Below are 22,851 nucleotides of genomic sequence, written 5' to 3'. Positions count from 1 at the left end.
TCTCTCGCGGGCGGCAACTCCCCTGCCTGGGGCCCGTCCATTCATCGCGGTTCCGGCTTTCCCGGCGTCCAGCACCCAATGGCGTGAGTGCCGCGTATCCTCGCTAGTCAGTGTTATTGAATTGTCAAAGAACAATGTTCGAGACCCGAAAAAGGGTGCACGAAACCGCGGTACCGGCCGATCCGCGAGCGCACCGGTACCTGCGACCCGTGAAGGGTCAGATCATTGGGCTTGGTTCCCGCATCTCCGGGTATCCCGCCCACGTCGCGGGGCTGTAGCAGTCCCCGTCGTCGTCGTGGCAGTAGTTCGCGCGCTTTTCGCCGATCCAGACGGTGGCCATCATCTGACCGTCAGCACGTCCGCAGGCCGCGCACTTCTTGCGGCTCATGCCGCCACCTCGAGGTTCAGCTTCCCCAGACGAACCCGCAGCCGTTCCAGACCCCGAACCGTCACCCGAACCTGCGGAGGGTCCAACACCAACTCCCCCGTCCGCGGATGATGATGCGACTGCGGCAACTCCCGCAGATACCCCGCATTCACCGCCGACTGGAACGCCGTCCACTTGCCCCGCTCACCACGGAACACCCACCCCAACTTCGCGAGCTGCGTGAACAACCTCTGCTGACCCGTCTCGATCCCAGCCCGCGCCAGGATCTTCGCCGCATCCCCCACCGCGTAGTCACCATCAGCAGACGCCAGGTCATCCCACGCATCCGCGCGAGGCGTGAGCTCCGCTACCTCATGCTTCGCCGCGACCAACTCCTCAGCCGTCCGAGTGAGCGTCTGCGCCAGAGCCAGCACACCCTCCGGGGTCGACAGGTCAGGAAGCGCCGGGGCGCCATACGAACCCGTCCTGCGAATGGTGGGCAGCACCTCGTGAGTCACCCACCGCTTGAACTGCTTCGCCTCAGCCTTCCGACTGCCGAGGATCAGCGAGTACAGTCCCGCCTCGTTCACGGCGTTCACCTCTCGACCACCCTCATTTGAGATGAGGGTGCGCTCGTCTTCATCCAGGCGAGCGAGCGCCTGCGTCGTGTTGGCGAGGTCGAGAGCGTTGCACACGTCAACCGCGACGAACCAAGGCTCCCCATCGATCAGCCCTGCTCGGAACGGAAGCTCGTTGAAGTCGAATCGCTGCAAGCCGCTCACGCGACACGCTCCGGCTTCTCGTTCGGCAGGCTCTCAAGCCATCTCCTCGCCTCATCCCGCGTCACCACGGGCTTCGTGCCGAAGTAGTTCGCCACGAGATCGCCGGCCTTGATCGCCTTGCTAATCGAATCGACCGAAAGGTCCGTGGCGAGAGCCAGGTTCGGAACCGAGTAGCTGAGCTTGTCGAGCTGCGTGTCCATCACGCGGCCTCCTCCATGAATCGAGTGACGGGGATACGCAGAAAGCCGCCGACACGCACCAGTACCCCAAGCTGAAAGTCGGCACGCCCGTTCAGGCAGTCGAGCAGCTCGAGGTCGGTGATGTCGGCGGCTTGTGCGACGCTGTGAACGTCCGAGCCTGCCTCGCTGATCGCGAGGTTCACTCTTCTTGCGATGCCGATTCCGGCGTGCAACCTGTCCATATCGGTAGGCTACATGCCGCCAGCGGTTGCCGCAACCCGTTAGCGGAACTTTTCATGCCGAAATCGGTGGGCTGGCGACCTAGACTGGAACCGTGTCCCCCGCCCAGCCACTCATCAGCCAAGTAGCCTCCGACGTCCTAACGGGCTTCTATAAGCGGAAGCGACTCACGCAAGAAGAGCTTGCCGAGCGCTCGGAGATCCCGCTTACATCGCTTCAGAAGAAGCTCCGCGGGACCGCACCCGTCACGGCGACCGACCTTGTGGTGATCTCCAACGCGATCGGCGTCAGCCCGACGATTGTGATGGAGGAGATCCTGCGAGAGCTGGCAGAGCGCGAGCAGGCCGGGATGTCGGATGGTCCCGTTAGCCTCGAAGCCCACCGAACGAAGAAGTCGGTTGCCGAGATGACAGATGACGAGATCGAGGCGATCGAGAAGAAGGCAGCGATCTATGACACCGAGCTCGAACAGGACGAGCCCGAGCTTCCCTAGGGGGCGGGCCTATGACCCGTATGCCCACGCCGACGCGATCGGTTTGGAGGTAGTCGTCAGGCCGCTGCGGACTGGGCACGAACTCTGGCTGCCGGAACTGCGCACCCTCATCGTCAACTCCAAGCTGAGGTCAGTGCACCGAAGGAACGCCTTGGCGCACGGCATCGGACACTCCGAGTACGGGCACGAGGACGACCGCCCAAAACACGAAAAACAGGCCGACCAGTTCGCTGCCTGGCATCTCATAGATCCAGAGGAACTGGCCGACCTGTATAGGTGGTGCCCTGACGAGGAGCGCTTGGTGAGCGAGCTGGGGGTTACGCTGCGTCTATTTCGCGCGTATGTGGCGGGACAACGAACAGCTTAGAGAACTGCTCCATAGCGCCCAAAAGACGCTGGCGGTTCTGAGCGGTCTTGTACCCGCGGGTCGTAGAGCGCACCGAGTGGCCGACGATCTCCATGATGAGGTCTTCAGGGACGCCGGCCTCGAAGAGAAGGTCCACCGCGGAGTGGCGGGCGTCGTGTAGCCGGACGTTCTTCTCGATCCCCGCTGCAGCCAGAGACGTGCGCCAATCTCGTGACGCTTGATCGGGGCTGATCGGGTTGCCGTCGCGGGTGAACACGAGACCCCAAGGGTTGTCGGGCGCGTGCTCCATGTGCCGCTCGAGGATGCCTTTCAGCGGGTCCACCAGAGGGATGATGCGCCACGACTTTGACGACTTCGGCCGGGTGAGATAGAGCCCGCCCTTGACATGCTGGTACTCGTAGTCGTCGGGCACATTGGGCTTGCCGTCCGTTTCCGTCTTCGCGATACGGATCAACTGCCAGGAGAGGTCAAGGACGTCGGTAACGCGGTCGCGCTGCAACCCAAGCACCTCACCACGACGTGCCCCGCTCATAAGGGCCGTCGCCCACTTGGCCCCGTGGATAGGGTCGCGCAGGGCGTGGTCCAGGAAGTGGATCGCCTCTGCGCCGGTCAGCGCTTCAAGCTCTGGCCGCGCTTTGCGCGGTGCTGCGGTCATCTCGGCAGGGTTCCTTCCTAAGCGCCCCTCGCGGACTGCGATCTTGAACGACACGGACATGACGCGGTGTGCAAGCAGGGCCGTGGTGGACTTCATGCCCTTCTCGGTGATCGCGTCGTGTACGCGTCGGATGTGCGTCGCCGTCACCTTGTCGAGCTTGGTCTTCCCGATGGCGGGGATGATGTGGTTCTCAACCGTGCGTCGGTAACCGTCGTAGGTGTTCGGTCGCACTGTCTTGGCGGCGACCTCGCGGAGCCAGTAGTTCATCCACTGGTCAACGGTCTGCCCACCCGTGGGGAGGTCGCCGCGCCGGGACAGTTCGGCTGTCTGGCGGCGCATCTCGTCGATAAGCGCCTTCTTGTCCTTGCGGCGGATCACTTTGCGGCGTCGGTCGCCCCCGTGCGACGGGAGTTCGATGACCCCGTTCCAGAGTCCGCGCTTGTCCTTGAAGATCGAGCCTTCGCCCTTGCCCCTCATGCGGGCCTCCCCTGTTCGTGCTGCTTGCGTTGAGACGCTCGCGGACCCCGTTGTCCGCGGATCTTCTTCTCATGCGTTCGACGTACGTCACCGCTGGTTCCTTCCGGCCAAGGTTGGTGTATTCGACGGTGTAGCCATAGCGACCTGTCGCTAGCGGCTGTCACCTGCCGATATCGACACGCTAGCACGCGGCTGAGGCCAGATTCAAGCCGTTATCGACAAGTTCCTCACAACTGAAAATCGTGAGGTCACGGGATCGACGCCCGTCGGAGCCACAAGGACCGTCGTTACAACGGTCCCAGAAACCCTCGCCTAGCTTCTACATGGCGGGGGTTTTGCTCTGCCCCAGCGCCGTGCCCCTGCCTCTGGCCGATGAGCGAGCGAAGCGAGACGAAACACCCGCGCCACTCCCCGCCCTTGGTCGATGACCGGGCGGGCGGGGCTCACTCCGCCGGCGGCTCCGTCGGCGCGAACGTGATGTCGAGCTCAGGGAGCGGCGCCGCCGACGGGGCGGTCGTGCTCGACGGCGATGTCGACGGCGCGGGGGTCGTCGACTCCGCCGGAGGAGTGGAGGTCGCGGGCGGCTGCGTCTCGGCGGGAGGCTCCGTCGTCACCGGCGGCTGCGTCGGCTCGCTCGTCTCGGGCGGCGCCGTCTCGGGCGGCGCCGTCGTGGGCGGCGCCGTTGTCGGAGGCGCTGTCGTGGGCGGAGCCGTCGTCGGAGGCGCTGTCGTCGGAGGAGCCGTCGTCGGAGGCGCCGTCGTCGGCGGCGCCGTGGTCGGAGGGGTCGACGGAGACGGAGACGAAGGGCTCGTCGGCGTCGGCGTCCCGGGAGCGGTCGGCTTCGGCGTTCCCGGAGCCGTCGTCGGAGTCGCCGGCGCCGAAGGCGCAGCCGACGGCGTCGTGCCGGCGGGCTGGCCGCCGCCTGTCGGCGTCCACGGCTTCACGTCGTCGGGTGTGCCCGCCCCGTCGAGGTAGATGCGCGGGTCGACCGGCACGCCCTTGACCCGCACCTCGAAGTGCAGGTGGTCGCCGAAGCTGTGGCCCGTGTTCCCGACCTGGCCGATCGGGTCGCCGGCCTCCACCCAGTCGCCCTCCTCGACGACGCGGCTGCCGTACGTCATGTGCCCGTACAGCGTCTGCACGCCGTTCACATGCTGGATGATGACCGCCACGCCGTACCCGTAGTAGCCCTCGCTCGACACGACGACGACACCGGGCGACGCGGCTGTGATGGGCGTGCCGCCCGCTGCGGCGATGTCCATGCCCATGTGCTTGCCGTTCCGCGCGCCGAACTGGTCGGTGAGCACGTAGTCCTTCACGGGCCAGAGGAACCGCCCGATCGAGGTGAGCCCCTTCTCGTCGAGCCGCGACAGGTCGACGTCGAGGCCCGACTCGATCGCCGAGCGGATGAGCGCCTCACGCGCCTTCTTCTGCGCCTTGGTCAGCTCGTCCATCGTCGTCGCGCCGTAGGAGCTCGATGCGAGCTCGGGGAGCTCGACCACGGATCCCGCGGCGAACTGCGCCGCAGCATCCGAGAACCCGGCCGTGGGCGACTCGGGCACCTCGTGGTCGTCGGAGACCTCCGGCACGGCGGCGATCGAGACGGCCGCGACGGGCGCGCTCTCCGCCGTCGGCACGGCCACGGCGAGCGCCCCCGCTCCCGTGGCGATGGCGAGTGCGGCTGCCGCCGCGACGCCCACGTGCGCCATGCGCCGCGGCCTCGGCGGCCGTTCCCTCCGCAGCGCCTGGTCGTGCTGCGTGTCGTCTTCAGACTGCATATGTGATTCCCCCGCAACCCATACTGAACGCTCAGGCGCGAAGAGGGAACCCCTTCTTGCCCACGTCAACCCCGCGACGTCCGGCACCCGCGCATGCGACGGTGGGGTCATGAGTCTCATCTGGTTCACGCAGGACGCCGACTTCCGCCGCGAGTGGACGGGCCGGCCCGTCGACGAGATCGTCGCGCACGCGGCGCCCGTCGTCGAGCAGCTCACGCCCGGCGCGACGCCCGAGCTCGTCCGCGCCTACGCCATCTCCGTCTCGGAGGGCCGCCCCTTCTCGCTCGACTGATCCGATGCGAGGATGGCCCGCATGAAGCGCGTGCATGTGGTCGCCCGCGGCGTCGTGCAGGGAGTCGGCTTCCGCTGGAGCACAGCCCGGCAAGCCGAACGGCGGGATGTCGCGGGCTGGGTCCGCAACGTCGGCTCCGATCGCGTCGAGGCCGAGCTGGAGGGATCCGACACGGCCGTCGACGCCGTCGTGGCCTGGATGCACTCCGGCCCCGTCGGGTCGCGCGTGGACGGCCTCGAGGTCGACGACGCCGATCCGCAGGGCGACAGCACCTTCGAGGTGCGCGCCTCGATCTGACCGAGCGACTACTCGGCGGGCAGCAGATCGACCTGGATGTCGGCCGCGATCCGCTCCAGCTCGCCGATCGCCGCATCCAGTTCCGCGTCGTCCGCCACGCGCACGGCGGCGGTCGCCTCGAACAGCCGACCGCCCGCCATCGCGGCGTCCCGCGTCTCCGTCGCCATGCTCTCGATGCTGAGCCCGTGCGCGCGCAGCGCCGACGACACCTCCCGCACGATCCCCGGGCGGTCGTCCCCCAGCACACGGAGCGTCACGGAGCGTCCCGCGCCATCCGACCCGGTGCCATCCGACTCGGTGCCATCCGACCCCGTCCGCACGACGACGGTGAGCAGCCCGTCGAGCGCGTCGAGCCCCTCGCGCAGCGCGGCGACCCGCTCGGACGGCACGGACACCTGCACGACGCCCGCGAACGTGCCGTCGAGCTCGGCGAGGCGGCTGGTCTCCCAGTTGCCCCCATGGGCATCGACGACGTCGGCGATCGCCGCGACGAGGCCGGCGCGATCGTCGCCGATGACGGTGAGGACGAGGGTGGTCACGGCGTCACTGTAGCCGCGTCGCCGACCCCGCCGCCAGGGCGGCCGTCACGACGGATGGCGGTCGCCGGCCTCCACGGGCGGGCGCAGCACGAGCACCACGACGACGACGGCGAGGATGAGAGCCGTCAGCGTCACGGGGATCGGCAGGACGGGATCGAGGAGCACGAGCACGGCGCCCGCCGGCACGGCGACGTTGACGACGCGGTCGGCGCTCCGACGGATCGCGATCCACCAGATGCCGAGCACGAATACGGCGATCGGCACCGTCACGGTGAACGACGCCGCGACCCCCGTCAGGGCGCTGTGCCCCGTGAGGGCGTCGATCTCGACCTCGATCCCGGCCGAGAACGCCCCGGCCGCCGCGAACACGAAGTAGTGCACGTAGCCGTAGCGGATGGACTGCCCCAGCGTCCCGATCGCGCGGTGGTGGGGCGGCCAGAAGTAGATCCACCACAGCGCCGCCGTCACGACGAGCGTGAGCACGGCGATCGCGACGAGCGGCCCGAGGGTCTCGACCTCCTCGAGCGCCTCGATGATCGCGTTGGCGGAGGCGAGCAGGCTCTCGCCGAGCAGGATGAGCGTGAACAGACCGTACCGCTCCGTGATGTGGTGCGGATGCCACGGCGTCTGGCCGCGACGCTCCGCGAGGAGGGGGATGGCCACCTCGAGGGCGACCCCGACGAGGAACGCGATCGTGAACGGCACGCCGTGCGGCACGAAGAGGATGGCCACCCAGTAGACCTGCACGGCGGCGATGCCGCCTGCGTAGACGCGCGTGGCCCGTCGCGCTCCGCCCGCCGACGCCGAGGCGCGCAGCCACTGCGTCACCATCGCGATGCGCATGATGACGTACCCGACGACGGGGATCGCGAACTCGCCGTGGAACGCCTGCGGGATGCCAGCCGCGAGCACGAGCACGCCGCTCATCTGCACGATCGTCAGCACGCGGTACAGCCAGTCGTCGGTGTCGAACGACGTCGCGAACCACGTGAAGTTCATCCACGCCCACCAGATCGCGAAGAACACGAGCCCGTACGACAGCAGCCCCTCGGCGACGTGGCCCTCCGCGAGCGCGTGGTGCAGCTGCACAGCGGCCGTGCTCACGGCGACGACGAAGACGAGGTCGAAGAACAGCTCGAGCGACGTCGCCGCACGATGCGGTTCGCGCGGGTCGCGGGGCTGCATCGGGGTGAGCCGCAGGCGCGGCATCCCGGGCACTCGGGTGGTCATGGCGGTCAGGATAGCGACCGCGGCGGCCTCACAGCTCGTCGCCCTCCACGGCGAACGTGTCGCAGGCCGAGACGCCGGACGCGTAGCCGGTCTGGAACCACCGCATGCGCTGCTCGCTCGAGCCGTGGCTCCAGCTCTCCGGGTTCACGAATCCGCCCGACTGCTCCTGGATGTGGTCGTCGCCCACGGCCGACGCCGCATCCAGCGCGTCGGCGAGCTGGGCCTGCGTGGGCGCCTCGAGATAGGGAACCCCGTTCTCGTCGACCTGGTCCGTCATGTCGCCCACCCAGGCACCCGCGAAGCAGTCGGCCTGCAGCTCCGTGCGCACGCCGTCGCTCTCCGGCCCCGTGGCCGAGCTCTGGTGCTCCGAGAGCGTGCCCTCGAGGTTCTGGATGTGGTGGCCCCACTCGTGCGCGAGCACGTACAGCTGCGCGAGCGGCCCCGCCTGGGCGTCGTACCGCTCCCGCAGCAGCGAGAAGAACGTCGGGTCGACGTACACCGTCTCGTCGGGCGGGCAGTAGAACGGGCCGGCGGCGTTCGACGCCGTTCCGCACGACGTCGCCGTCTGCCCGTCGACGATGACGAGCCCGGGCTCGCGGTACGCATCGGCGAGCGTGTCGCCCCAGAACTGGTCGAGCGCGAGGGAGCCCGCCGCGAGGCGGCAGTCGTCGTCCTCGTTGGCATCCTGCCCCGTCTCGCAGTCCGCGATGACCGACCCCTCGCCGGAGCCGCCCGTCGTCGTGCCGCCGTCGGGCGAGAGCAGCCCGAGGAGGGATCCGAAGTCGCCGCCCGTGAGGAGACCGAGCACGAGCACGCCGATCACGCCGAGGCCCGCCACCCCGCCGCCCGCCACCGCTGCCGTGCGCCCGCGGCGGCGCGCGCGATTGCCGCCCACGTTCGCGTTCTCGTTGAACGTCATGCGCTCACGGTAGCGCCCACGGGCATGCCCCGCGCGAGGGCCTTGACGACGCCGCGACCGGCGTCCTCACGGCCATCCGCCCTACCCTGGAGGCGTGCCCGCGAAGATCCTCCTCTACTACCTGTTCACGCCGATCGCCGATCCCGAGGCCGTGCGCCTCTGGCAGCGCGATCTGTGCGAGCTGCTGGGGCTGCGCGGACGCATCCTGCTGTCGAAGGACGGCATCAACGGCACCGTCGGCGGCGACATGGACGCCCTGAAGCGCTACATCCGCAAGACGAAGGACTACGCGCCGTTCGCGCGCATCGAGTTCAAGTGGTCGTCCGGCTCCGGTCTCGACGCGGAGGGCCGCAGCCTCGACTTCCCCCGGATGTCCGTCAAGGTGCGCGACGAGATCGTCTCGTTCGGCGCGCCGGGCGAGCTCCGCGTCGACGAGGACGGCGTCGTGGGCGGCGGCACCCATCTGACCCCAGGTGCGCTCCACAAGCTCGTCGAGGAGCGCGGCGACGAGGTCGTCTTCTTCGACGGGCGCAACGGCTTCGAGGCGGCGATCGGGCGGTTCAAGAACGCCGTCGTGCCGGACGTCGCGACGACGCGCGACTTCATCGCCGAGCTCGACTCCGGCCGCTACGACGACCTCAAGGGCAAGCCGGTCGTGACCTACTGCACGGGCGGCATCCGCTGCGAGGTGCTGTCGAGCCTCATGACGGCGCGCGGCTTCGGCGAGGTGTACCAGCTCGACGGCGGCATCGTGCGCTACGGGGAGACCTTCGGCAACACCGGCCTGTGGGAGGGCTCGCTGTACGTCTTCGACGGACGCGAGTCGATGACCTTCGGGTCGGGCGCCGCCGTCATCTCGCAGTGCACGTCGTGCGGCACGGCGACCGACCGGATGGTCGACTGCGTGGACGACGCCTGCCAGGTGCGCGTCGTCCTCTGCGGGGGATGCGGCGACTCCGCTCCCTGCGCACGTCACGCCGACGCGCTCGTCTGAGGCGGATGGCCCGGCCCGCGCGGGCCGGGCCATCCGGCTCAGAGGCGCTCGAGCAGGGCGCGCGCGACCGACGCCGACGACTGCGGGTTCTGCCCCGTCACGAGCGGCCCGTCGACGACGACGTGATCGGCCCACGGCTCGGCCGCGTCGACGACGACGCCGCGGTCGCGCAGCGCCGTCTCCAGCAGCCAGGGCGCGCGCTCGCCGAGCCCGCCCTGCCGCTCCTCGGCGTCGGTGAACGCGGCGACCGTCCGGCCCGCAGCGGCGAGCGCGCCGTCCTCCCGCGTCGCCGCGACCAGCGCCGCGAGGCCATGGCACACGAGCGCGGTGGGGATCCCGGCGTCGAGCGCCCCCGAGAGGAGGGCACCCGAGACGGCGTCGGTCGCGAGGTCGGCCATCGGGCCGTGCCCGCCCGGATAGAACACGGCGTCGAACGCGCCGACGTCCTCCAGGCGGCGAGGAGCGGCGAGGCCCGGGATGGCGGCGAGCGCCACGGCGTCGCCCTCGGCGAGCGATGCGGGGTCGGCGACGGGCGCGACCCCGCCGGGCGTCGCGAACACGACGTCGTGGCCGGCCTCGACGAGCAGGCGGTAGGGCGCGAGCAGCTCCTCCGCCCAGAACCCGGTCGGGTGGGCGGAGCCGTCGGAGAGGGTCAGGGTGCGGGCACCCGTGACGACGAACAGGACGGTGGACATGGGGTCTCCTCGATCTCGGCGGCCCTCGTGGGCCTCGATGGGTCGAACGGTCCGTCATCACCACCTCTTCCGATAGCTTGGCGATATGCCCCATAGCTCATCTGATGGCCTGGACGACCTCCCCCTGTGGCGCGCGTTCCTCGCCATCCACGCCGCGGGATCGCTCTCGGGCGCGGCTCGCACGCTCGGCCTCACCCAGCCGGCCGTGACCGCGCAGCTGCAGGCGCTCGAGCGCACCCAGGGCCAGCGCCTGTTCGAACGCGGTGCGCGCGGCGTCATCCCGACCCCGCACGCCGACGCGCTCGCCGCGCGACTGGCGGCGCCCTTCGCGGGGGTCGCCGCGGCGCTGGGCGGAGGCGACGGCGTGCGCTCGCCGCAGCCGCCCGTGCGCGTGGGCGGGGCGGCCGAGCTGCTGGCGGAGATCGTCGCGCCTGCGCTCGCTCCGCTCGTCGCCGACGGCGTCCGAGTGCGCACGACGCCCGGACTGAGCGCCGCGCTCGTCGACGCCCTGCGGGCCGGCGCCCTCGACCTGGTCGTCGCCTCCGAGCGGCCTCGCGGGCGCTCCGTCGTCTCCGTGCCGCTCTCCGACGAGGTCTTCGCGCTCGTCGCGGCACCGCGATGGGCGAAGGCGCCCCTCGACGACACGCCCCTCCTCTCCTACGCGCACGACGTGCCCATCCTCCGCCGCTTCTGGCGCCATGTGCTCGGCACGCGCCTCGAGCGCGAGCCCGCCCTGATCGCGCCCGATCTGCGCGCCCTGCGGCGGGCGGCAGTCGCGGGCGCCGGAGCCACCGCGCTGCCGCTGCACCTGTGCCGCGACGACCTGGCCGACGGCCGCCTCGTCGACCTGGCGCCGACCGACGACCCGCCGATCAACACGCTGTTCCTCGCCCGGAGACCCGGAGCGCTCGCACCGCACGTCGAGCGGGTCCGCGCCGCCGTGGAACGGGCCGTCGTCGACGCGCTCGCCTGACGCTCCCGTCGCACTCGCCGCATCCTCCCGGACGCACGACGATGCGCAGGTTGCACAGCGTCCACCGGCCTCCACCGGCCGTTCCGCACACGCGGCGAGGACTCGACAGCGCACCCCGCGCAGAGCGGGCGCACCCGACGACTCCGCGCACGTTGCCGCGGGTGACCGGCCGTGACAAAGCGGCAACAGACGGGCGATACCGTTGAGTCATGCACGATCCCACACCCACGGAAGTACTCGACGCCGTCGGGCGGCTGGAGGCCGAGCAGGAGATCCCCGAGCAGATGCGCGCGGATGTGCGCCTGCTCGGATCGCTGCTCGGGCAGGTGCTGCGCGAGAGCGGCTCGACCGGCCTCTTCGAGGACGTCGAGCGCCTGCGCACCGCCACCATCCACGCCTACACCGACCCCTCCCCCGAGGCGTTCGACCGTGCCGTGGCGATCGCCGACGCCTTCACGGTCGCCCGCGCCGACGAGGTCGCGCGCGCGTTCACGTGCTACTTCCACCTCGTGAACCTCGCGGAGGAGAAGCACCGCGTGCGCGTGCTGCGCGAACGCGACGGGCAGCCGGAGCGCGACCCGCGCGGCACGATCGCGGGCGCCTACGCCGAGCTCTCCGCGGAGATCGGCGAGGATGCGGCACGCGACCGCCTGCAGGCGCTGCGCTTCCACCCCGTCTTCACCGCGCACCCCACCGAGGCGCGGCGCCGCGCCGTCTCCACGAGCATCCGCCGCCTGTCGGGGCTCGTCGACGACCTGTCGACCGCTCCGCAGGGCGGGTCGGCCGAGCAGCGCACCCGGCGCCTCATGCTCGAGGAGATCGACACGCTGTGGCGCACCGCGCCCATCCGTCCAGAGAAGCCGTCGCCGAAGGACGAGGTGCGGGCCGTCATGGCGGTGTTCGACGACACCCTCTTCACCTCCGTCCCGGAGATCTACCGTCGCGTCGACGACGCCCTGCAGGGCGTCGACGGCGGCGACCGCGCCCCCGTCGTGCGCCCCTTCGTGCGGGTCGGCACGTGGGTCGGCGGCGACCGCGACGGCAACCCCTTCGTCACCGCCAAGATCAGCCGCAAGGCGGCGGCGATCGCGAGCGAGCACGTGCTGCTCGGGCTCGAGCGCGCCACCCAGCGCGTCGGCCGCGGCCTCACGCTCGATGCGACGACCACGCCGCCCAGCGACGAGCTGCTCGCCCTGTGGGAGCGGCTGCGGAGCGCCGACGAGGACACCGCGGCCGAGGTCGCCAAGCGCTCCCCCAACGAGCCGCACCGGCGCATCCTGCTCCTCCTCGCGCGCAAGATCACCGCGACCCGCACGCGCGACGCCGACCTCGCCTACCGCGACCCCGAGCACTTCCTCGCCGACCTGCGCGTCGTGCAGCAGTCGCTCGCCGCCGCCGGTGCGGCCCGCCAGGCCTACGGCGCGCTGCAGGAGCTCATCTGGCAGGTGGAGACCTACGGCTTCCACCTCGCGGAGCTCGAGGTGCGCCAGCACTCCGCCGTGCACGCCAAGGTGCTCGCCGAGCTCGACGCGGGCGGCACCCGCAGCGAGCTGACGGAGGAGGTGCTCGAGGTCTTCCGCGCCATCTCCTACATCCAGGAGCGCTTCGGGCCGCGTGCGGCCGGCCGCTACATCGTGTCGTTCACGCAGTCGGCCGACGACCTCGCGAACGTGCACCGTCTCGCACGGTACGCCGTCGGCGAGACGGGGACCGTGCCCGTCCTCGACGTCATCCCGCTCTTCGAGACGTTCGCGGACCTGCAGGCGGCCCCGGGCATCCTCGCGGAGATCGTCGACCATCCGGAGTTCGCGTCGCGACTCGACGCCACCGGCCGCCGGCTCGAGGTCATGCTCGGCTACTCCGACTCGTCGAAGGACGTCGGCCCCGTCGCCGCGAACCTCGCCCTCTACGAGGCGCAGGCCGCCATCGCCGCGTGGGCGCAGGAGCAGCGCATCGAGCTGACCCTCTTCCACGGCCGCGGCGGCGCGCTCGGCCGAGGCGGCGGGCCGGCGAACAGCGCCATCCTCGCGCAGCCCCCGCACTCCGTCGACGGGCGGTTCAAGCTGACGGAGCAGGGCGAGGTCATCTTCGCCCGCTACGGCGACGCCGACATCGCGATGCGCCACGTCGATCAGGTGGCAGCGGCCATCCTCACCGCGTCGGCGCCGTCGAACGAGGAGCGCAACCGCACGGCTGCCGAGCGCTTCGCGGGCATCGCGCAGACGATGGAGACGACCTCGCGGGCGCGCTTCTTCGAGCTCGTGAAGGCCCCCGGCTTCGCACCGTGGTTCGCGACCGTCACCCCCATGGAGGAGGTCGGCCTGCTCGCGCTGGGCTCGCGTCCCGCACGCCGCGGCCTGTCGGTCGAGTCGCTCGAGGACCTCCGCGCCATCCCGTGGGTCTTCGCCTGGACGCAGGCGCGCATCAACCTCGCAGGATGGTTCGGGCTCGGCACGGCGCTCGAGGCCGTCGGCGACGAGGCGCTCCTGAAGGACGCCTACGCGCAGTGGCCGCTCTTCCGCACGATGATCGACAACGTCGCCATGAGCCTCGCGAAGGCCGACGACCGCATCGCCCGCCAGTACCTCGCCCTCGGCGACCGCGACGACCTCGCCGCGCTCGTCTCGGACGAGATGGCGCTCACGCGCGACTGGGTGGTGCGCATCGCGGGCGGCGACGGCCTGCTCGCGAACAAGCCCGTGCTGCAGCGCGCCGTGAAGCTGCGGAGCCCCTACGTCGACGCGCTGTCGCTGCTGCAGCTGCGGGCGCTGCGCGCCCTGCGGGAGACCCCGGCGGGCGGCAACGCCGACCCCGAGCAGCAGCGCCTCCTGCTGCTGTCGGTGTCGGGCGTCGCCGCCGGCCTGCAGAACACCGGCTGAGCCGGCGTCGCCCGTCGTCGAACGGCCGCGCCCTCCGGGGCGCGGCCGTTCGACGATCTCGGGGGCTCCCTCTCCGGCACCGCCCTCGCGGAGGCGACGGGAGCCGCGGCTATCCTGGGCGGATGGCGGCAGGCGGGGCGAGGGCGACGATGAAGGATGTCGCGGCGCTCGCCGGCGTCTCCGCCAAGACCGTCTCGAACGTCGTCACCGGCTCCGTCTTCGTGCGCCCGGAGACGATCGAGCGCGTCCAGGCCGCCATGGCCGAGCTCGACTTCGTGCCGAACCTCGCCGCGCGCGGGCTCCGCAACGGGCGCACGGGCGTCATCGCCCTCGCCCTCCCCGACCTCGCGACGGCGTACTCGGCCGAGGTCGTCCACAGCATCGTCGAGGTCGCGCACGAGCGCGGGTTCGCCGTGCAGATCGAGGAGACGGCCGCCGAGCCCGCACGCGAGCACGCCCTCGTGTCGCGTGCGCGGGCGCATCTCGTCGACGGCGTCATCCTCAACCCCATCCGCCTCGAGGACAGCGCCGTCGACCACACCGACCGGCTGCCGCCTGTCGTCCTCATCGGCGAGGTGGAGCAGCACGTCACCGACCGCGTGCTCGTCGACAGCCGCGCCGCCGCGCGCGACATCACCCGGCACCTGCTCGCCCAGGGTGCGCGCCGTGTCGCGGTCGTCGGCGGCGGGGGCCGCGGTGAGGCCGCGACCGCGACGAGCCGCCTGCGTCTGGCCGGCGTGCACGACGCCCTCGCCGAAGCGGGCATCGCCCCCGACCCCGACCGGGAGGCGACCGTCTTCCCGTGGAACACCGAGGCGGGGGCGCGCGCCGCCGACGAGCTCGTCGAGCGCGGAGCGCCGTTCGACGCCGTCGTCGCCTTCACCGACTCCCTCGCGGTCGGGGTGCTGCACGCGCTCGCCGCGCGCGGCATCCGCGTGCCCGAGGACGTGCTCGTGACGGGCTTCGACGACATCGAGCCCGCGCGGTTCACGACTCCCGCGCTCACGACCGTCCGCTTCGACCGCCGCCGCTTCGCGGAGGAGGTGCTCGCACTGCTCGAGAGCCGGATGGCCGACCGCTCGCGCCCGCCGCGCGCCGTCGTCGTTCCTCACGAGGTCGTGGAGCGGGCGAGCACGGCCCGCTGACCGCCGCCGTCTCCCCCTCTTGCGCAGAGGATTTCATCGATGTAACGATGGGTGCGCCCGATCGAAGGAGAGACATGGCCCGCGCCCGTATCACGATCGACCGCGACTTCACGATCGCCGACGTGCCCCGTCGCCTCTTCGGCTCGTTCGTCGAGCACATGGGACGCTGCGTGTACACCGGCATCTTCGAGCCCGGCCATCCGCAGGCCGATGAGCGCGGCTTCCGCCGCGACGTGCTCGCCCTCGTCGACGAGCTCGGCCCGACCGTCGTGCGCTACCCCGGCGGCAACTTCGTCTCCGGCTACCGGTGGGAGGACGGCGTCGGCCCGGTCGCCGAGCGCCCGCGCCGCCTCGACGGCGCCTGGCACACGGTCGAGACCAACGCGTTCGGACTGCACGAGTTCGCCGCGTGGGCGGACGAGGCCGGCGTCGAGATCATGGAGGCCGTCAACCTCGGCACGCGCGGCGTCGAGGAGGCGAGGGCCCTCGTCGAGTACGCCAACCATCCGGGCGGCACGCACTGGTCGGACCTGCGCCGCGCCAACGGCGCCGAGAAGCCGTTCGACATCCGCCTGTGGTGCCTCGGCAACGAGCTCGACGGCCCGTGGCAGATCGGCCACAAGACGGCGCACGAGTACGGACGACTCGCGCAGGAGACGGCCAAGGCGATGCGCCTCGTCGACCCGACGATCGAGCTCGTCGCGGTCGGCTCGTCCAACCGGCAGATGCCGACGTTCGGCACCTGGGAGCACACCGTGCTCACGCACGCGTACGACGAGGTCGACTACATCTCGATGCACGCCTACTACCAGGAGCACGACGGCGACGCCGCGTCGTTCCTCGCCGAGGCCGTCGACATGGACGCGTTCATCGACGGCGTCGTCGCCACGGTCGACGCCGTCAAGGCCGCGGGGAAGCACAGGAAGCGGGTCGACATCTCGTTCGACGAGTGGAACGTCTGGTACCAGCGAGGCCTCGACACCGACGACCAGCCGCATCTCGTCGCACGGCGGTGGCGGGAGCATCCGCGCCTCATCGAGGACGCCTACAACGTCACCGACGCCGTCGTCGTCGGCACGTTCCTCCACAGCCTGCTGCGGCACGGAGACCGCGTCCGCATCGCCAACCAGGCGCAGCTCGTCAACGTCATCGCGCCCATCCGCTCGGAGGAGGGCGGCCCCGCGTGGCGCCAGTCGATCTTCTGGCCCTTCGCGCGGATGGCCCGGCTCGCGCGGGGCCGGATCCTGCGGCTCGCGGTCGACGCCTCGCGGATCGCGACGGCGCGCCACGGCGACGTCGACGCGGTCGACGCCGCCGCGACGTGGGACGAGGAGACGGGAGCGGTCGCGCTCTTCCTGGCGAACCGCTCGCTCTCCGAGCCCGGCGACGTGACGGTCGACCTGCACGGCCTCGCCGCCACGGCCATCCGCTCGGCCGAGGTGCTCACCGTCCCCGAGGGAGGCGACCGGTTCACGGCGAACCTCGCGCACGCGCAGGACGCCGTGGGCCTCGTCGCCCTCGACGCCGCCGCACTCGTCGACGGGTCGCTGCGCGCGACGCTGCCCCCGCTCTCCTGGGCGGTCGTCGTCCTCGACGTCGCGCGGGTCTGAGCCGTCTCAGCCGCGATCGAGCCATCCTCGGATGCGCTCGGCCGCTGGCGCGCCGTCGCGGATCATCGTCTCGTGTCCGTGGCCCGGGATCTCGACGAGCTCGCCGTCGGGAAGCAGCCCCGCGACGCGTCGACACCATGGCTCGGGGCACACGACGTCGTCGGCACCGCGGACGACGAGCGCGCGCGAGCGGATGCGCGGATAGGCGTCCTCCGGCCGATGCGCGAGCATGGCGCGCATCTTGCGACGGAGGTGGGGGCCGGCGCGGAGGTACTCGCGCGCGCCGAGAAGCAGGACCTTGACGCTCTCGCCCAGGAGGTCGCGTCCGAGTCGGGCGAGCTGCGGGAGCGCCCGGCGAGCCGACGGGTCGACCGTCGGCGCCACGAGGACGACGGGGCCCGCCAGCTCGGGATGGCGGGCCGCGACCTCCGCGACGACCTGCGTGCCCATCGAGTGCCCGACGAGCACGGGGCGCTCGAGCCCGCGATCGCGGATGAACGCGGCGACGAGGTCGGCGACGCGCTCGATCGCGGGCGTGCGCCGCGGCTCCGGCGCCTCGCCGTATCCGGGCTGGTCGATGGCGATCGTCCTGCCGTGGGCGGCGAGCCGGACGGCGACGTCGCCGAACACCTTGCGCCCCATGCCGATCCCGTGGACGAGCAGGAAGACCGGCTCGCCCGCACCGCGCTCCTCGGCGACGAGCGTGGCGCCCTGCCACGTGAACCGCGAGACGCGGCCCTCGTCTGGCGCGTCCACGAGGTCGTCGATGGCGGCGTCGACCGTGTCCGCGACGTCGCGAGCGACCGCCTCGGCCTCCGCGACGGTCTCGTCGATCGCCGCCTTCGCGCGCTCCGCCGTCTCGTCGATCCCGTCCGCAGCCCGTTCCATCCCCCCAGCCTAGAGTCGGCGTCGGAGCCGGCGGCACGACGCGGATCTATCCTGGAGACATGACGAACGCGAACGAGATCACGATGTTCGGCGCCGAGTGGTGCCGCGACTGCCGCCGCACGAAGGCGCAGCTCGACGGGCTCGGAGTCGCCTACACCTACGTCGACCTCGAGGCCGACCCCTCAGCGGCCGACGTCGCCAAGGAGATCTCCGGTCGGACGAACATCCCCGTCGTCGTCTACCCCGACGCCAGCCACCACGTCGAGCCGTCGAACGCCGACGTCGAGGCGAAGCTCCGGGAGCTCTCGCTCATCTGACGCGGCACCGGTCCGGCCCGGGGCGATCCTCAGCGGGCGGATGGCGCGTCGTGGAGGTGCTTCCGGCCGTGGTCGAGCACCTTCACGACGACGCCGCGTCGCGTCAGCGCGGCGATCGTGCGGACCTCCTCCGCGGCATCGCGACCGAGGGCGTGCACGCTCGCGACGACGAGCACGTCGCCGGCCTTGAGGTGCGAGAACAGCCGCTCGAGCCGCTGCTCCCACGACTCCAGGATGTTGGGCGCCGGATGCCGGAAGCTCTCGATCGGCACCCCGAACCTCGTGAGGTCGTCGCGCTGCTGGATGACCGACGGCATGTCGTCGCGCTGCACGACGAGGCCGACGAGGCGGGAGCCGGCGGGGCGCGCCTGCCACCAGTCGTTGTCGCGGCGCAGCTCCACGAAGCACTCCGGGCACTCCGCTGCCTGATGGATGTCGGTGTCGGTCGTGTCTGCGTGCGTCATGTCCCTGGCCTCCACGTCCATTCTGCCGTGCCGACCCCCTCGATTCCCAGCCCCGGCGCGCCGCCCGTCATCCCCCGACGCACGCCGTCTCGTCGGCCGAGCTCGTGCCGTTCGCGCGCCGGAGGGTCACCGTGAGGCACGTCTGCGCGCCGCGCGCCGGCACCGTGACGGACGTCTCCTCCGTGACCTCCGGATCCGGCTCCTCGTCGATCGCGGCGGCGTCCCAGATGTAGCTGTCGCCATCCTCGGGATCGGGGTTGGTCCACGTGAACACGACCTCGTCGCCGGCTACCTCCCCCGTGAGCTGCTCGACGGCGGGGACCACTGCGACGGGGTCCTGCGGGGCGATCGTCGCCGTCGTCTCCTGCGGCTCCGGCGGGGCGAGGAGCGCGGGGACGCCGGCCGCGACGACGCCTGCCGCGGCGACGCCGACGACGACCGCGGCGGTGATCCACGGCCACCGCGCACGCGCGCTCTCCGCGGAGATCTCCGTGCGCGGCGCGTCGGCCTTCTTCGCGGAGTACGGCGGCCGGATGACCGTGGCGTCGACGGGCTCGATGCTGACGGCCCCGCGCAGCACCGTGTCGGCGTCGACGGACGCGCCGCCCGCCGCCTGCGGCTCGATGCTGACGACGCCCCGCACGCGCGTGCGTCCGCCGTCGGAGTCGTCCCCGCGCTCCGCGACGGGCCGCTCGTCGATGATGTCGATCGGCGTGACCGTCTGGCCGAGCTCGGCCTGGATCCGCTGCAGGTCGCGGGCGAGCGCGAGCGCGGTGGGATGACGGTCGGCCATCCGCCTCGCCATCGCCTTCGCGAGCACCTCCTGCAGCGACTCCGGCACGTCGGGACGGTCGAGTCGCGGCAGCGGCAGGGTCTGGATGCGGTCGACGACGTCGGCCGTGCCGTTGCTCCTGCCCGGGATCTCGAACGGCGACCGGCCGGCGAGCAGCGTGTAGAGCGTCGCACCCAGCTGGTAGACGTCGGAGCGGGGGGCGCTGCGCTGCACGTCGCCGAACGCCTCAGGAGGCGACCACGGGATCGACATCCCCGTCGCCTCGGACGGCGCGTGGGCCGTCGCGGCGATGCCGAAGTCGGTGAGCGCTGGTCGGCCGTACTCCGTGACGAGGATGTTCGCGGGCTTGATGTCGCGATGCAGCACGCCCGCACGGTGCGCGGTCTCGACCGCTCCCGCGATGGGGATGCCGATGCGGAGCGTCTCGGCGACGGACAGCGGCTCGCGCCGGTATCGGACCTGCAGGTTCGGCCCTGGGCAGTACTCCATGACGAGGTACGGTCGCTCGTCGGCGGCGACGCCGGCCTGCAGCACCGTCACGATCGCCGGATGGCTCGAGAGCATCGCCATGACGTTGGCCTCGGCCGTGAACTGCGCGGCGTCGGACACGGCGCCGTCCGCGAGCATCACCTTGATCGCGACCTGGCGTCGCGGCAGCTCCTGCTCGTAGCGGTACACGTCGGCGAACCCGCCCGACCCGAGCACGTCGACGTAGTGGAAGCCGGGGATCTCGGGCGGCGGGGCTGCAGGGCGGCGCGTGCTCACGCGAGCCCCTCGAAGCGGATGGCCGCGCCGTCGCCGAGGTCGACGACATCCCCCGGGACGACGACGGTCCGCTCGTGCGGGGGAAGGGACTCGGGTGCGGAGGCCGAGCGGATGAGGACCGAGCCGTTCGTCGAGGCGAGGTCGGCGACGACGATCCCCTCGCCGACGGGGAGGACGGCGAGGTGGCTGCGGGAGACCTCGCCGGTCGGGCTCGGCACCGCGACGAGACGCGCGCCGGGCATCGCCCCGGCCCGCGGCAGGCGGCCCACGACGACGGGCGCGTCGATCGCGACGACCTCGCCCGTCGGGAGGACCATCCGCCCCTCGATGCGGCGCGGGCCCCGGCCCGCCCGATGCGGGCGGGTGTCGCCGTCGTGGTCGCCGGGCCTGCCGGAGGGGACGGTGCGCCCGTCGTGATCGCCCGCCGGCACCCGCGTGGGGGCGGCGACGGCCGTCATGCGCGCTCCCGACGAGGGCGGGTGTCGACGTCGAGCTCGCCGGTGTCGTCGGCGCCGCCGCGCCCGGCCACCGCGAGGGCGTCGACGACGATGGCGGTGACGTTGTCGCGCCCGCCCCGTGCGACGGCCGCCGCCACGAGCCGGTCGGCCGCGCGCTGCGGATCGGGCTCGCGTCGGAGGATGTCTCCGATCGCGGCGTGATCGACCTCGCGCGGCAGGCCGTCCGAGCACACGAGGATGCGGTCGCCGGGTGCCGCGGGGAGCATCCAGTAGTCGATGCGGGCGCTGCTGCCCGCGCCGAGCGCGCGCGTGATGACGTTGCGGCGCGGATCGCCCTCGGCCTGCGCGGCCGCGAGCTCCCCCGCGTCGACGAGCTCCTGCACGAGGGAGTGGTCGACGCTGATCTGCGCGAGGTTCCCGCCGGAGAGCCGGTAGGTGCGCGAGTCGCCGATGTTGAGCGCGAGCCAGTGCCCGACGCCGCGCGTCTCCGTGACGACGACGCCGGTGAGGGTCGTCCCCGCTCCCGCGCCGCGCGACGACGACAGCACGTCGATGCGGCGGCGCACGGCGTCGAGCGCCGCCCGCACCGCGTCGACGTCGACGTGCGTGCGCCCCGCGAACGCACGGAACGCGGCGACGGCCATCTGCGACGCCGCCTCGCCGGCATCGTGCCCGCCCATCCCGTCGGCGACGAGGAAGACGGGAGTCTCGGCGATGACGGAGTCCTCGTTGAGGCTGCGGCGGCGCCCCACGTCGGTCGCCGCGCCGAAGGACACCGTGATGGGCGCCGTCATGAGGCGTCCCCCACGGTCGCGGTGCGGTCGCCGAGCTCGAGGACGTCGCCCTCGTGCAGGGCGGTGCGCTCGCCCGGGACGACCTCGATGCGCTCGTCGCCGCGCACGATCGCCACGCCGTTCGTGGAGTGCAGGTCGACGATCCAGGCGCCGTCGGCGTCGACGTCGACGGAGAAGTGGGTCTTCGACAGCGAGAGCGTCTCGTCGCGCACGGCGATGCGGTCGCCGTCGCCCGACGGGTTGCGTCCGAACAGCGAGACGCCGTCGATCGTGTGGGCGGCGCCGTCGTCCCAGATGAGCGAGGTCGTCGGGCGGGCCGCGGGCCGCCGCACGACGACGGTGTCGTCGAGCAGCGGGTCGAACGACCGCTCGCCCGGGATGATCGTCTCGTCGGAGAGGTCGTCGTCGGACCAGGCCGGCGCGGACGCCGCGGGGCCGGCCGGGGCCGGCGTCGGCTCGGGGACGGCGGAGGTCGGCGTCGGCTCGGGGACGGCGCGGGCCGGCGTCGGCTCGGCACCGGCCCGGGCCGCGGCGGCGGCGGGCTGCACCGCAGCACGCGCGGGCGCGGGGGGCGGGTCCTGCGTGATGCCGGGGACCCGGTCGATGAGCGCGCCGCCGCCGACCTGATCCGTCTCGGCGCGAGGGGGTGCGGCATCCACGCGAGGAGGAACGGGCGGGGTCGGCGGAACGGGCGGGACGGTCCGCTCCGGACCGGAGCCCTGTTCAGCGGGTGCCAGTTCAGCGGGTGCCGGGGCGACCGGCGCCGGGAGCGGGGGACGCGGGGGGATGACGAGACCGGGCTCGATCGGCGCCGATGACGGGGGAACGGGCGCCACCGGAGCGGGCGCGTCAACGGGCGCCGCGGAGGCGGGTGCCGCCTGCGCCCGGTGTGCGGGGGCGCGGGGTGGGAGCGGAAGGCCGGCCGACCCCCGCGCGTCGGAGGGAGCAGGGCCTGACGCGGCCCGTGCGTCCAGCACGAGGGCGTCGGCGACGAGGTCGTGCCATCCCTGCCGCCGGCCGGACCGGTCGAAGAGCACCGACACGTACCCCACGACGATGCTGGCCGCGAGCGCCCAGATGACGTTGCGCAGCAGCGCGCGCCCGAACCCGAGCGGCGCGCCTCCGTCCGCGCGCACGAGCCGCGTGCCCATCCAGCGCATGCCGGGGGTCCCGCGCCGGCCGCCCTGCAGCCAGCTGTAGAGCAGCCACCAGCCGGCGACCAGCACGCTCGCGACGGCGGCGAGCGCGGCGCCCAGCCAGAGCGGTCCGGCGAGGAACGCCCACGCCGTGAGGCCTCCCAGCGCTCCCGCGCCGACCACGGCGACCGCGACGTCGACGAGGTACGCGAGCGCGCGGCGCCCCAGCGGGGCGACGGCATCGGGAGCGGGCCGCAGCGGCGCCGGCCCGTAGCCGGCCGGAAGCGGCGGGCGGCCGCTGCTGTGCGGTGCCGGTGTCGTCATG

26 protein-coding genes are annotated in these 22,851 nt (G+C 72.1%); 10 read left to right on the top strand and 16 right to left on the bottom strand.

Annotated elements, in window-relative coordinates; all coding sequences use genetic code 11:
* Positions 1 to 217: 217 nt before the first annotated feature.
* Genes ABD998_RS09295 through ABD998_RS09280 form a run of 4 tightly spaced genes read right to left on the bottom strand, consistent with a single transcriptional unit; the run spans position 218 to position 1,570 of the window.
* The gene (locus tag ABD998_RS09295) at positions 218 to 388 is read right to left on the bottom strand and encodes a hypothetical protein (RefSeq protein WP_345438364.1); all 171 of its coding nucleotides are present in this window, start codon (positions 386 to 388) and stop codon (positions 218 to 220) included.
* Positions 385 to 1,149 (bottom strand): BRO family protein, encoded by a 765-nt coding sequence (locus tag ABD998_RS09290; RefSeq protein ID WP_345438362.1) that lies wholly within the window; start codon positions 1,147 to 1,149, stop codon positions 385 to 387. Before ABD998_RS09290 ends, ABD998_RS09295 begins: the two co-directional genes overlap by 4 nt.
* Positions 1,146 to 1,349, bottom strand: coding sequence for a hypothetical protein (locus ABD998_RS09285; RefSeq protein WP_345438359.1), 204 nt, complete (start codon positions 1,347 to 1,349; stop codon positions 1,146 to 1,148). Before ABD998_RS09285 ends, ABD998_RS09290 begins: the two co-directional genes overlap by 4 nt.
* On the bottom strand, positions 1,349 to 1,570 hold the full coding sequence (locus tag ABD998_RS09280) for a hypothetical protein (RefSeq protein WP_345438357.1): 222 nt from the start codon (positions 1,568 to 1,570) through the stop codon (positions 1,349 to 1,351). The genes ABD998_RS09285 and ABD998_RS09280 overlap by 1 nt, the downstream gene beginning before the upstream one ends.
* A gap of 92 nt (positions 1,571 to 1,662) precedes the next feature.
* Here ABD998_RS09280 and ABD998_RS09275 point away from each other — a divergent pair, with 92 nt between their 5' ends.
* Positions 1,663 to 2,061, top strand: coding sequence for a helix-turn-helix domain-containing protein (locus ABD998_RS09275; RefSeq protein ID WP_345438354.1), 399 nt, complete (start codon positions 1,663 to 1,665; stop codon positions 2,059 to 2,061).
* Positions 1,982 to 2,428 (top strand): ImmA/IrrE family metallo-endopeptidase, encoded by a 447-nt coding sequence (locus ABD998_RS17795; RefSeq protein ID WP_425562962.1) that lies wholly within the window; start codon positions 1,982 to 1,984, stop codon positions 2,426 to 2,428. The genes ABD998_RS09275 and ABD998_RS17795 overlap by 80 nt, the downstream gene beginning before the upstream one ends.
* On the opposite strand, the gene ABD998_RS09270 is transcribed toward ABD998_RS17795, so the two are convergent.
* The gene (locus tag ABD998_RS09270) at positions 2,379 to 3,560 is read right to left on the bottom strand and encodes a tyrosine-type recombinase/integrase (RefSeq protein WP_345438352.1); all 1,182 of its coding nucleotides are present in this window, start codon (positions 3,558 to 3,560) and stop codon (positions 2,379 to 2,381) included. The genes ABD998_RS17795 and ABD998_RS09270 overlap by 50 nt on opposite strands.
* A 443-nt stretch (positions 3,561 to 4,003) precedes the next feature.
* Positions 4,004 to 5,338 carry a M23 family metallopeptidase gene (locus ABD998_RS09265; protein ID WP_345438350.1) on the bottom strand — a complete coding sequence of 445 codons (1,335 nt, stop codon included), beginning with the start codon at positions 5,336 to 5,338 and terminating at the stop codon, positions 4,004 to 4,006.
* A gap of 109 nt (positions 5,339 to 5,447) precedes the next feature.
* Between ABD998_RS09265 and ABD998_RS09260 the strand changes: the two genes are divergently transcribed.
* Positions 5,448 to 5,630 carry a hypothetical protein gene (locus tag ABD998_RS09260; RefSeq protein ID WP_345438348.1) on the top strand — a complete coding sequence of 61 codons (183 nt, stop codon included), beginning with the start codon at positions 5,448 to 5,450 and terminating at the stop codon, positions 5,628 to 5,630.
* Between the two features lie 21 nt (positions 5,631 to 5,651).
* Positions 5,652 to 5,927: an acylphosphatase gene (locus ABD998_RS09255; protein WP_345438346.1), complete on the top strand. Its 276-nt coding sequence runs from the start codon at positions 5,652 to 5,654 to the stop codon at positions 5,925 to 5,927.
* A gap of 8 nt (positions 5,928 to 5,935) precedes the next feature.
* On the opposite strand, the gene ABD998_RS09250 is transcribed toward ABD998_RS09255, so the two are convergent.
* Genes ABD998_RS09250 through ypfJ form a run of 3 tightly spaced genes read right to left on the bottom strand, consistent with a single transcriptional unit; the run spans position 5,936 to position 8,615 of the window.
* The gene (locus tag ABD998_RS09250) at positions 5,936 to 6,466 is read right to left on the bottom strand and encodes a glycine cleavage system transcriptional repressor (RefSeq protein WP_345438344.1); all 531 of its coding nucleotides are present in this window, start codon (positions 6,464 to 6,466) and stop codon (positions 5,936 to 5,938) included.
* Positions 6,467 to 6,511: 45 nt separating this feature from the next.
* Entirely contained in the window at positions 6,512 to 7,696 is a 1,185-nt protein-coding gene (locus tag ABD998_RS09245; protein ID WP_345438342.1) for a low temperature requirement protein A, read from the bottom strand.
* Between the two features lie 28 nt (positions 7,697 to 7,724).
* Complete coding sequence (gene ypfJ / locus ABD998_RS09240; protein ID WP_345438340.1) at positions 7,725 to 8,615, bottom strand: KPN_02809 family neutral zinc metallopeptidase; 891 nt, start codon at positions 8,613 to 8,615, stop codon at positions 7,725 to 7,727.
* Between the two features lie 94 nt (positions 8,616 to 8,709).
* On the opposite strand from ypfJ, the gene trhO reads away from it, so the two are divergent.
* Positions 8,710 to 9,609 (top strand): oxygen-dependent tRNA uridine(34) hydroxylase TrhO, encoded by a 900-nt coding sequence (trhO, locus tag ABD998_RS09235; protein ID WP_345438338.1) that lies wholly within the window; start codon positions 8,710 to 8,712, stop codon positions 9,607 to 9,609.
* 38 nt (positions 9,610 to 9,647) lie between these two features.
* Here trhO and ABD998_RS09230 read toward each other — a convergent pair whose 3' ends face one another.
* Positions 9,648 to 10,304 (bottom strand): type 1 glutamine amidotransferase domain-containing protein, encoded by a 657-nt coding sequence (locus ABD998_RS09230; RefSeq protein ID WP_345438336.1) that lies wholly within the window; start codon positions 10,302 to 10,304, stop codon positions 9,648 to 9,650.
* Between the two features lie 85 nt (positions 10,305 to 10,389).
* Here ABD998_RS09230 and ABD998_RS09225 point away from each other — a divergent pair, with 85 nt between their 5' ends.
* The 4 genes from ABD998_RS09225 to arfA all read left to right on the top strand — a co-directional run bounded on the left by ABD998_RS09225 (position 10,390) and on the right by arfA (position 16,911).
* Positions 10,390 to 11,277, top strand: coding sequence for a LysR family transcriptional regulator (locus ABD998_RS09225; RefSeq protein ID WP_345438334.1), 888 nt, complete (start codon positions 10,390 to 10,392; stop codon positions 11,275 to 11,277).
* A gap of 209 nt (positions 11,278 to 11,486) precedes the next feature.
* Complete coding sequence (locus tag ABD998_RS09220; protein ID WP_345438332.1) at positions 11,487 to 14,156, top strand: phosphoenolpyruvate carboxylase; 2,670 nt, start codon at positions 11,487 to 11,489, stop codon at positions 14,154 to 14,156.
* Between the two features lie 122 nt (positions 14,157 to 14,278).
* Entirely contained in the window at positions 14,279 to 15,301 is a 1,023-nt protein-coding gene (locus tag ABD998_RS09215; RefSeq protein ID WP_345438330.1) for a LacI family DNA-binding transcriptional regulator, read from the top strand.
* A 74-nt stretch (positions 15,302 to 15,375) separates the two neighbouring features.
* Positions 15,376 to 16,911 (top strand): arabinosylfuranosidase ArfA, encoded by a 1,536-nt coding sequence (gene arfA / locus ABD998_RS09210; RefSeq protein ID WP_345438328.1) that lies wholly within the window; start codon positions 15,376 to 15,378, stop codon positions 16,909 to 16,911.
* A 6-nt stretch (positions 16,912 to 16,917) separates the two neighbouring features.
* On the opposite strand, the gene ABD998_RS09205 is transcribed toward arfA, so the two are convergent.
* Positions 16,918 to 17,799, bottom strand: a complete 882-nt coding sequence (locus ABD998_RS09205; RefSeq protein WP_345438326.1) for an alpha/beta fold hydrolase — start codon at positions 17,797 to 17,799, stop codon at positions 16,918 to 16,920.
* Positions 17,800 to 17,858: 59 nt separating this feature from the next.
* Here ABD998_RS09205 and ABD998_RS09200 point away from each other — a divergent pair, with 59 nt between their 5' ends.
* On the top strand, positions 17,859 to 18,116 hold the full coding sequence (locus ABD998_RS09200) for a glutaredoxin family protein (protein ID WP_345438324.1): 258 nt from the start codon (positions 17,859 to 17,861) through the stop codon (positions 18,114 to 18,116).
* 29 nt (positions 18,117 to 18,145) lie between these two features.
* Here ABD998_RS09200 and ABD998_RS09195 read toward each other — a convergent pair whose 3' ends face one another.
* From ABD998_RS09195 to ABD998_RS09175, 5 genes are all read right to left on the bottom strand, one after another.
* A complete protein-coding gene (locus tag ABD998_RS09195) occupies positions 18,146 to 18,580 on the bottom strand; it encodes a recombinase family protein (protein ID WP_345438322.1) in 435 nt (144 codons plus the stop codon).
* 67 nt (positions 18,581 to 18,647) lie between these two features.
* The gene (locus ABD998_RS09190; RefSeq protein WP_345438320.1) at positions 18,648 to 20,138 is read right to left on the bottom strand and encodes a serine/threonine-protein kinase; all 1,491 of its coding nucleotides are present in this window, start codon (positions 20,136 to 20,138) and stop codon (positions 18,648 to 18,650) included.
* Entirely contained in the window at positions 20,135 to 20,596 is a 462-nt protein-coding gene (locus tag ABD998_RS09185; protein ID WP_345438318.1) for an FHA domain-containing protein, read from the bottom strand. The genes ABD998_RS09190 and ABD998_RS09185 overlap by 4 nt, the downstream gene beginning before the upstream one ends.
* Complete coding sequence (locus tag ABD998_RS09180; RefSeq protein WP_345438316.1) at positions 20,593 to 21,390, bottom strand: PP2C family protein-serine/threonine phosphatase; 798 nt, start codon at positions 21,388 to 21,390, stop codon at positions 20,593 to 20,595. The genes ABD998_RS09185 and ABD998_RS09180 overlap by 4 nt, the downstream gene beginning before the upstream one ends.
* Positions 21,387 to 22,850, bottom strand: a complete 1,464-nt coding sequence (locus ABD998_RS09175) for an RDD family protein (protein WP_345438314.1) — start codon at positions 22,848 to 22,850, stop codon at positions 21,387 to 21,389. The genes ABD998_RS09180 and ABD998_RS09175 overlap by 4 nt, the downstream gene beginning before the upstream one ends.
* Between the last annotated feature and the right edge of the window lies 1 nt (position 22,851).

The organism is Microbacterium gilvum, assembly GCF_039543865.1.
In the GTDB taxonomy this organism is placed as follows: Bacteria; Actinomycetota; Actinomycetes; order Actinomycetales; family Microbacteriaceae; genus Microbacterium; species Microbacterium gilvum.
This window is presented reverse-complemented; position numbering and strand designations above follow the sequence as displayed.

Excerpts from the sequence above, each read along its gene's own strand:
- ABD998_RS09295 (WP_345438364.1), bottom strand. The coding sequence starts at position 388 with ATGAGCCGCAAGAAGTGCGCGGCCTGCGGACGTGCTGACGGTCAGATG.
- ABD998_RS09285 (WP_345438359.1), bottom strand. The coding sequence starts at position 1,349 with ATGGACACGCAGCTCGACAAGCTCAGCTACTCGGTTCCGAACCTGGCT.
- ABD998_RS09280 (WP_345438357.1), bottom strand. The coding sequence starts at position 1,570 with ATGGACAGGTTGCACGCCGGAATCGGCATCGCAAGAAGAGTGAACCTC.
- ABD998_RS17795 (WP_425562962.1), top strand. The coding sequence starts at position 1,982 with ATGACGAGATCGAGGCGATCGAGAAGAAGGCAGCGATCTATGACACCG.
- ABD998_RS09270 (WP_345438352.1), bottom strand. The coding sequence starts at position 3,560 with ATGAGGGGCAAGGGCGAAGGCTCGATCTTCAAGGACAAGCGCGGACTC.
- ABD998_RS09265 (WP_345438350.1), bottom strand. The coding sequence starts at position 5,338 with ATGCAGTCTGAAGACGACACGCAGCACGACCAGGCGCTGCGGAGGGAA.
- ABD998_RS09260 (WP_345438348.1), top strand. The coding sequence starts at position 5,448 with ATGAGTCTCATCTGGTTCACGCAGGACGCCGACTTCCGCCGCGAGTGG.
- ABD998_RS09255 (WP_345438346.1), top strand. The coding sequence starts at position 5,652 with ATGAAGCGCGTGCATGTGGTCGCCCGCGGCGTCGTGCAGGGAGTCGGC.
- ABD998_RS09245 (WP_345438342.1), bottom strand. The coding sequence starts at position 7,696 with ATGACCACCCGAGTGCCCGGGATGCCGCGCCTGCGGCTCACCCCGATG.
- ypfJ (WP_345438340.1), bottom strand. The coding sequence starts at position 8,615 with ATGACGTTCAACGAGAACGCGAACGTGGGCGGCAATCGCGCGCGCCGC.
- ABD998_RS09230 (WP_345438336.1), bottom strand. The coding sequence starts at position 10,304 with ATGTCCACCGTCCTGTTCGTCGTCACGGGTGCCCGCACCCTGACCCTC.
- ABD998_RS09225 (WP_345438334.1), top strand. The coding sequence starts at position 10,390 with ATGCCCCATAGCTCATCTGATGGCCTGGACGACCTCCCCCTGTGGCGC.
- ABD998_RS09220 (WP_345438332.1), top strand. The coding sequence starts at position 11,487 with ATGCACGATCCCACACCCACGGAAGTACTCGACGCCGTCGGGCGGCTG.
- ABD998_RS09215 (WP_345438330.1), top strand. The coding sequence starts at position 14,279 with ATGGCGGCAGGCGGGGCGAGGGCGACGATGAAGGATGTCGCGGCGCTC.
- arfA (WP_345438328.1), top strand. The coding sequence starts at position 15,376 with ATGGCCCGCGCCCGTATCACGATCGACCGCGACTTCACGATCGCCGAC.
- ABD998_RS09205 (WP_345438326.1), bottom strand. The coding sequence starts at position 17,799 with ATGGAACGGGCTGCGGACGGGATCGACGAGACGGCGGAGCGCGCGAAG.
- ABD998_RS09200 (WP_345438324.1), top strand. The coding sequence starts at position 17,859 with ATGACGAACGCGAACGAGATCACGATGTTCGGCGCCGAGTGGTGCCGC.
- ABD998_RS09195 (WP_345438322.1), bottom strand. The coding sequence starts at position 18,580 with ATGACGCACGCAGACACGACCGACACCGACATCCATCAGGCAGCGGAG.
- ABD998_RS09185 (WP_345438318.1), bottom strand. The coding sequence starts at position 20,596 with ATGACGGCCGTCGCCGCCCCCACGCGGGTGCCGGCGGGCGATCACGAC.
- ABD998_RS09180 (WP_345438316.1), bottom strand. The coding sequence starts at position 21,390 with ATGACGGCGCCCATCACGGTGTCCTTCGGCGCGGCGACCGACGTGGGG.
- ABD998_RS09175 (WP_345438314.1), bottom strand. The coding sequence starts at position 22,850 with ATGACGACACCGGCACCGCACAGCAGCGGCCGCCCGCCGCTTCCGGCC.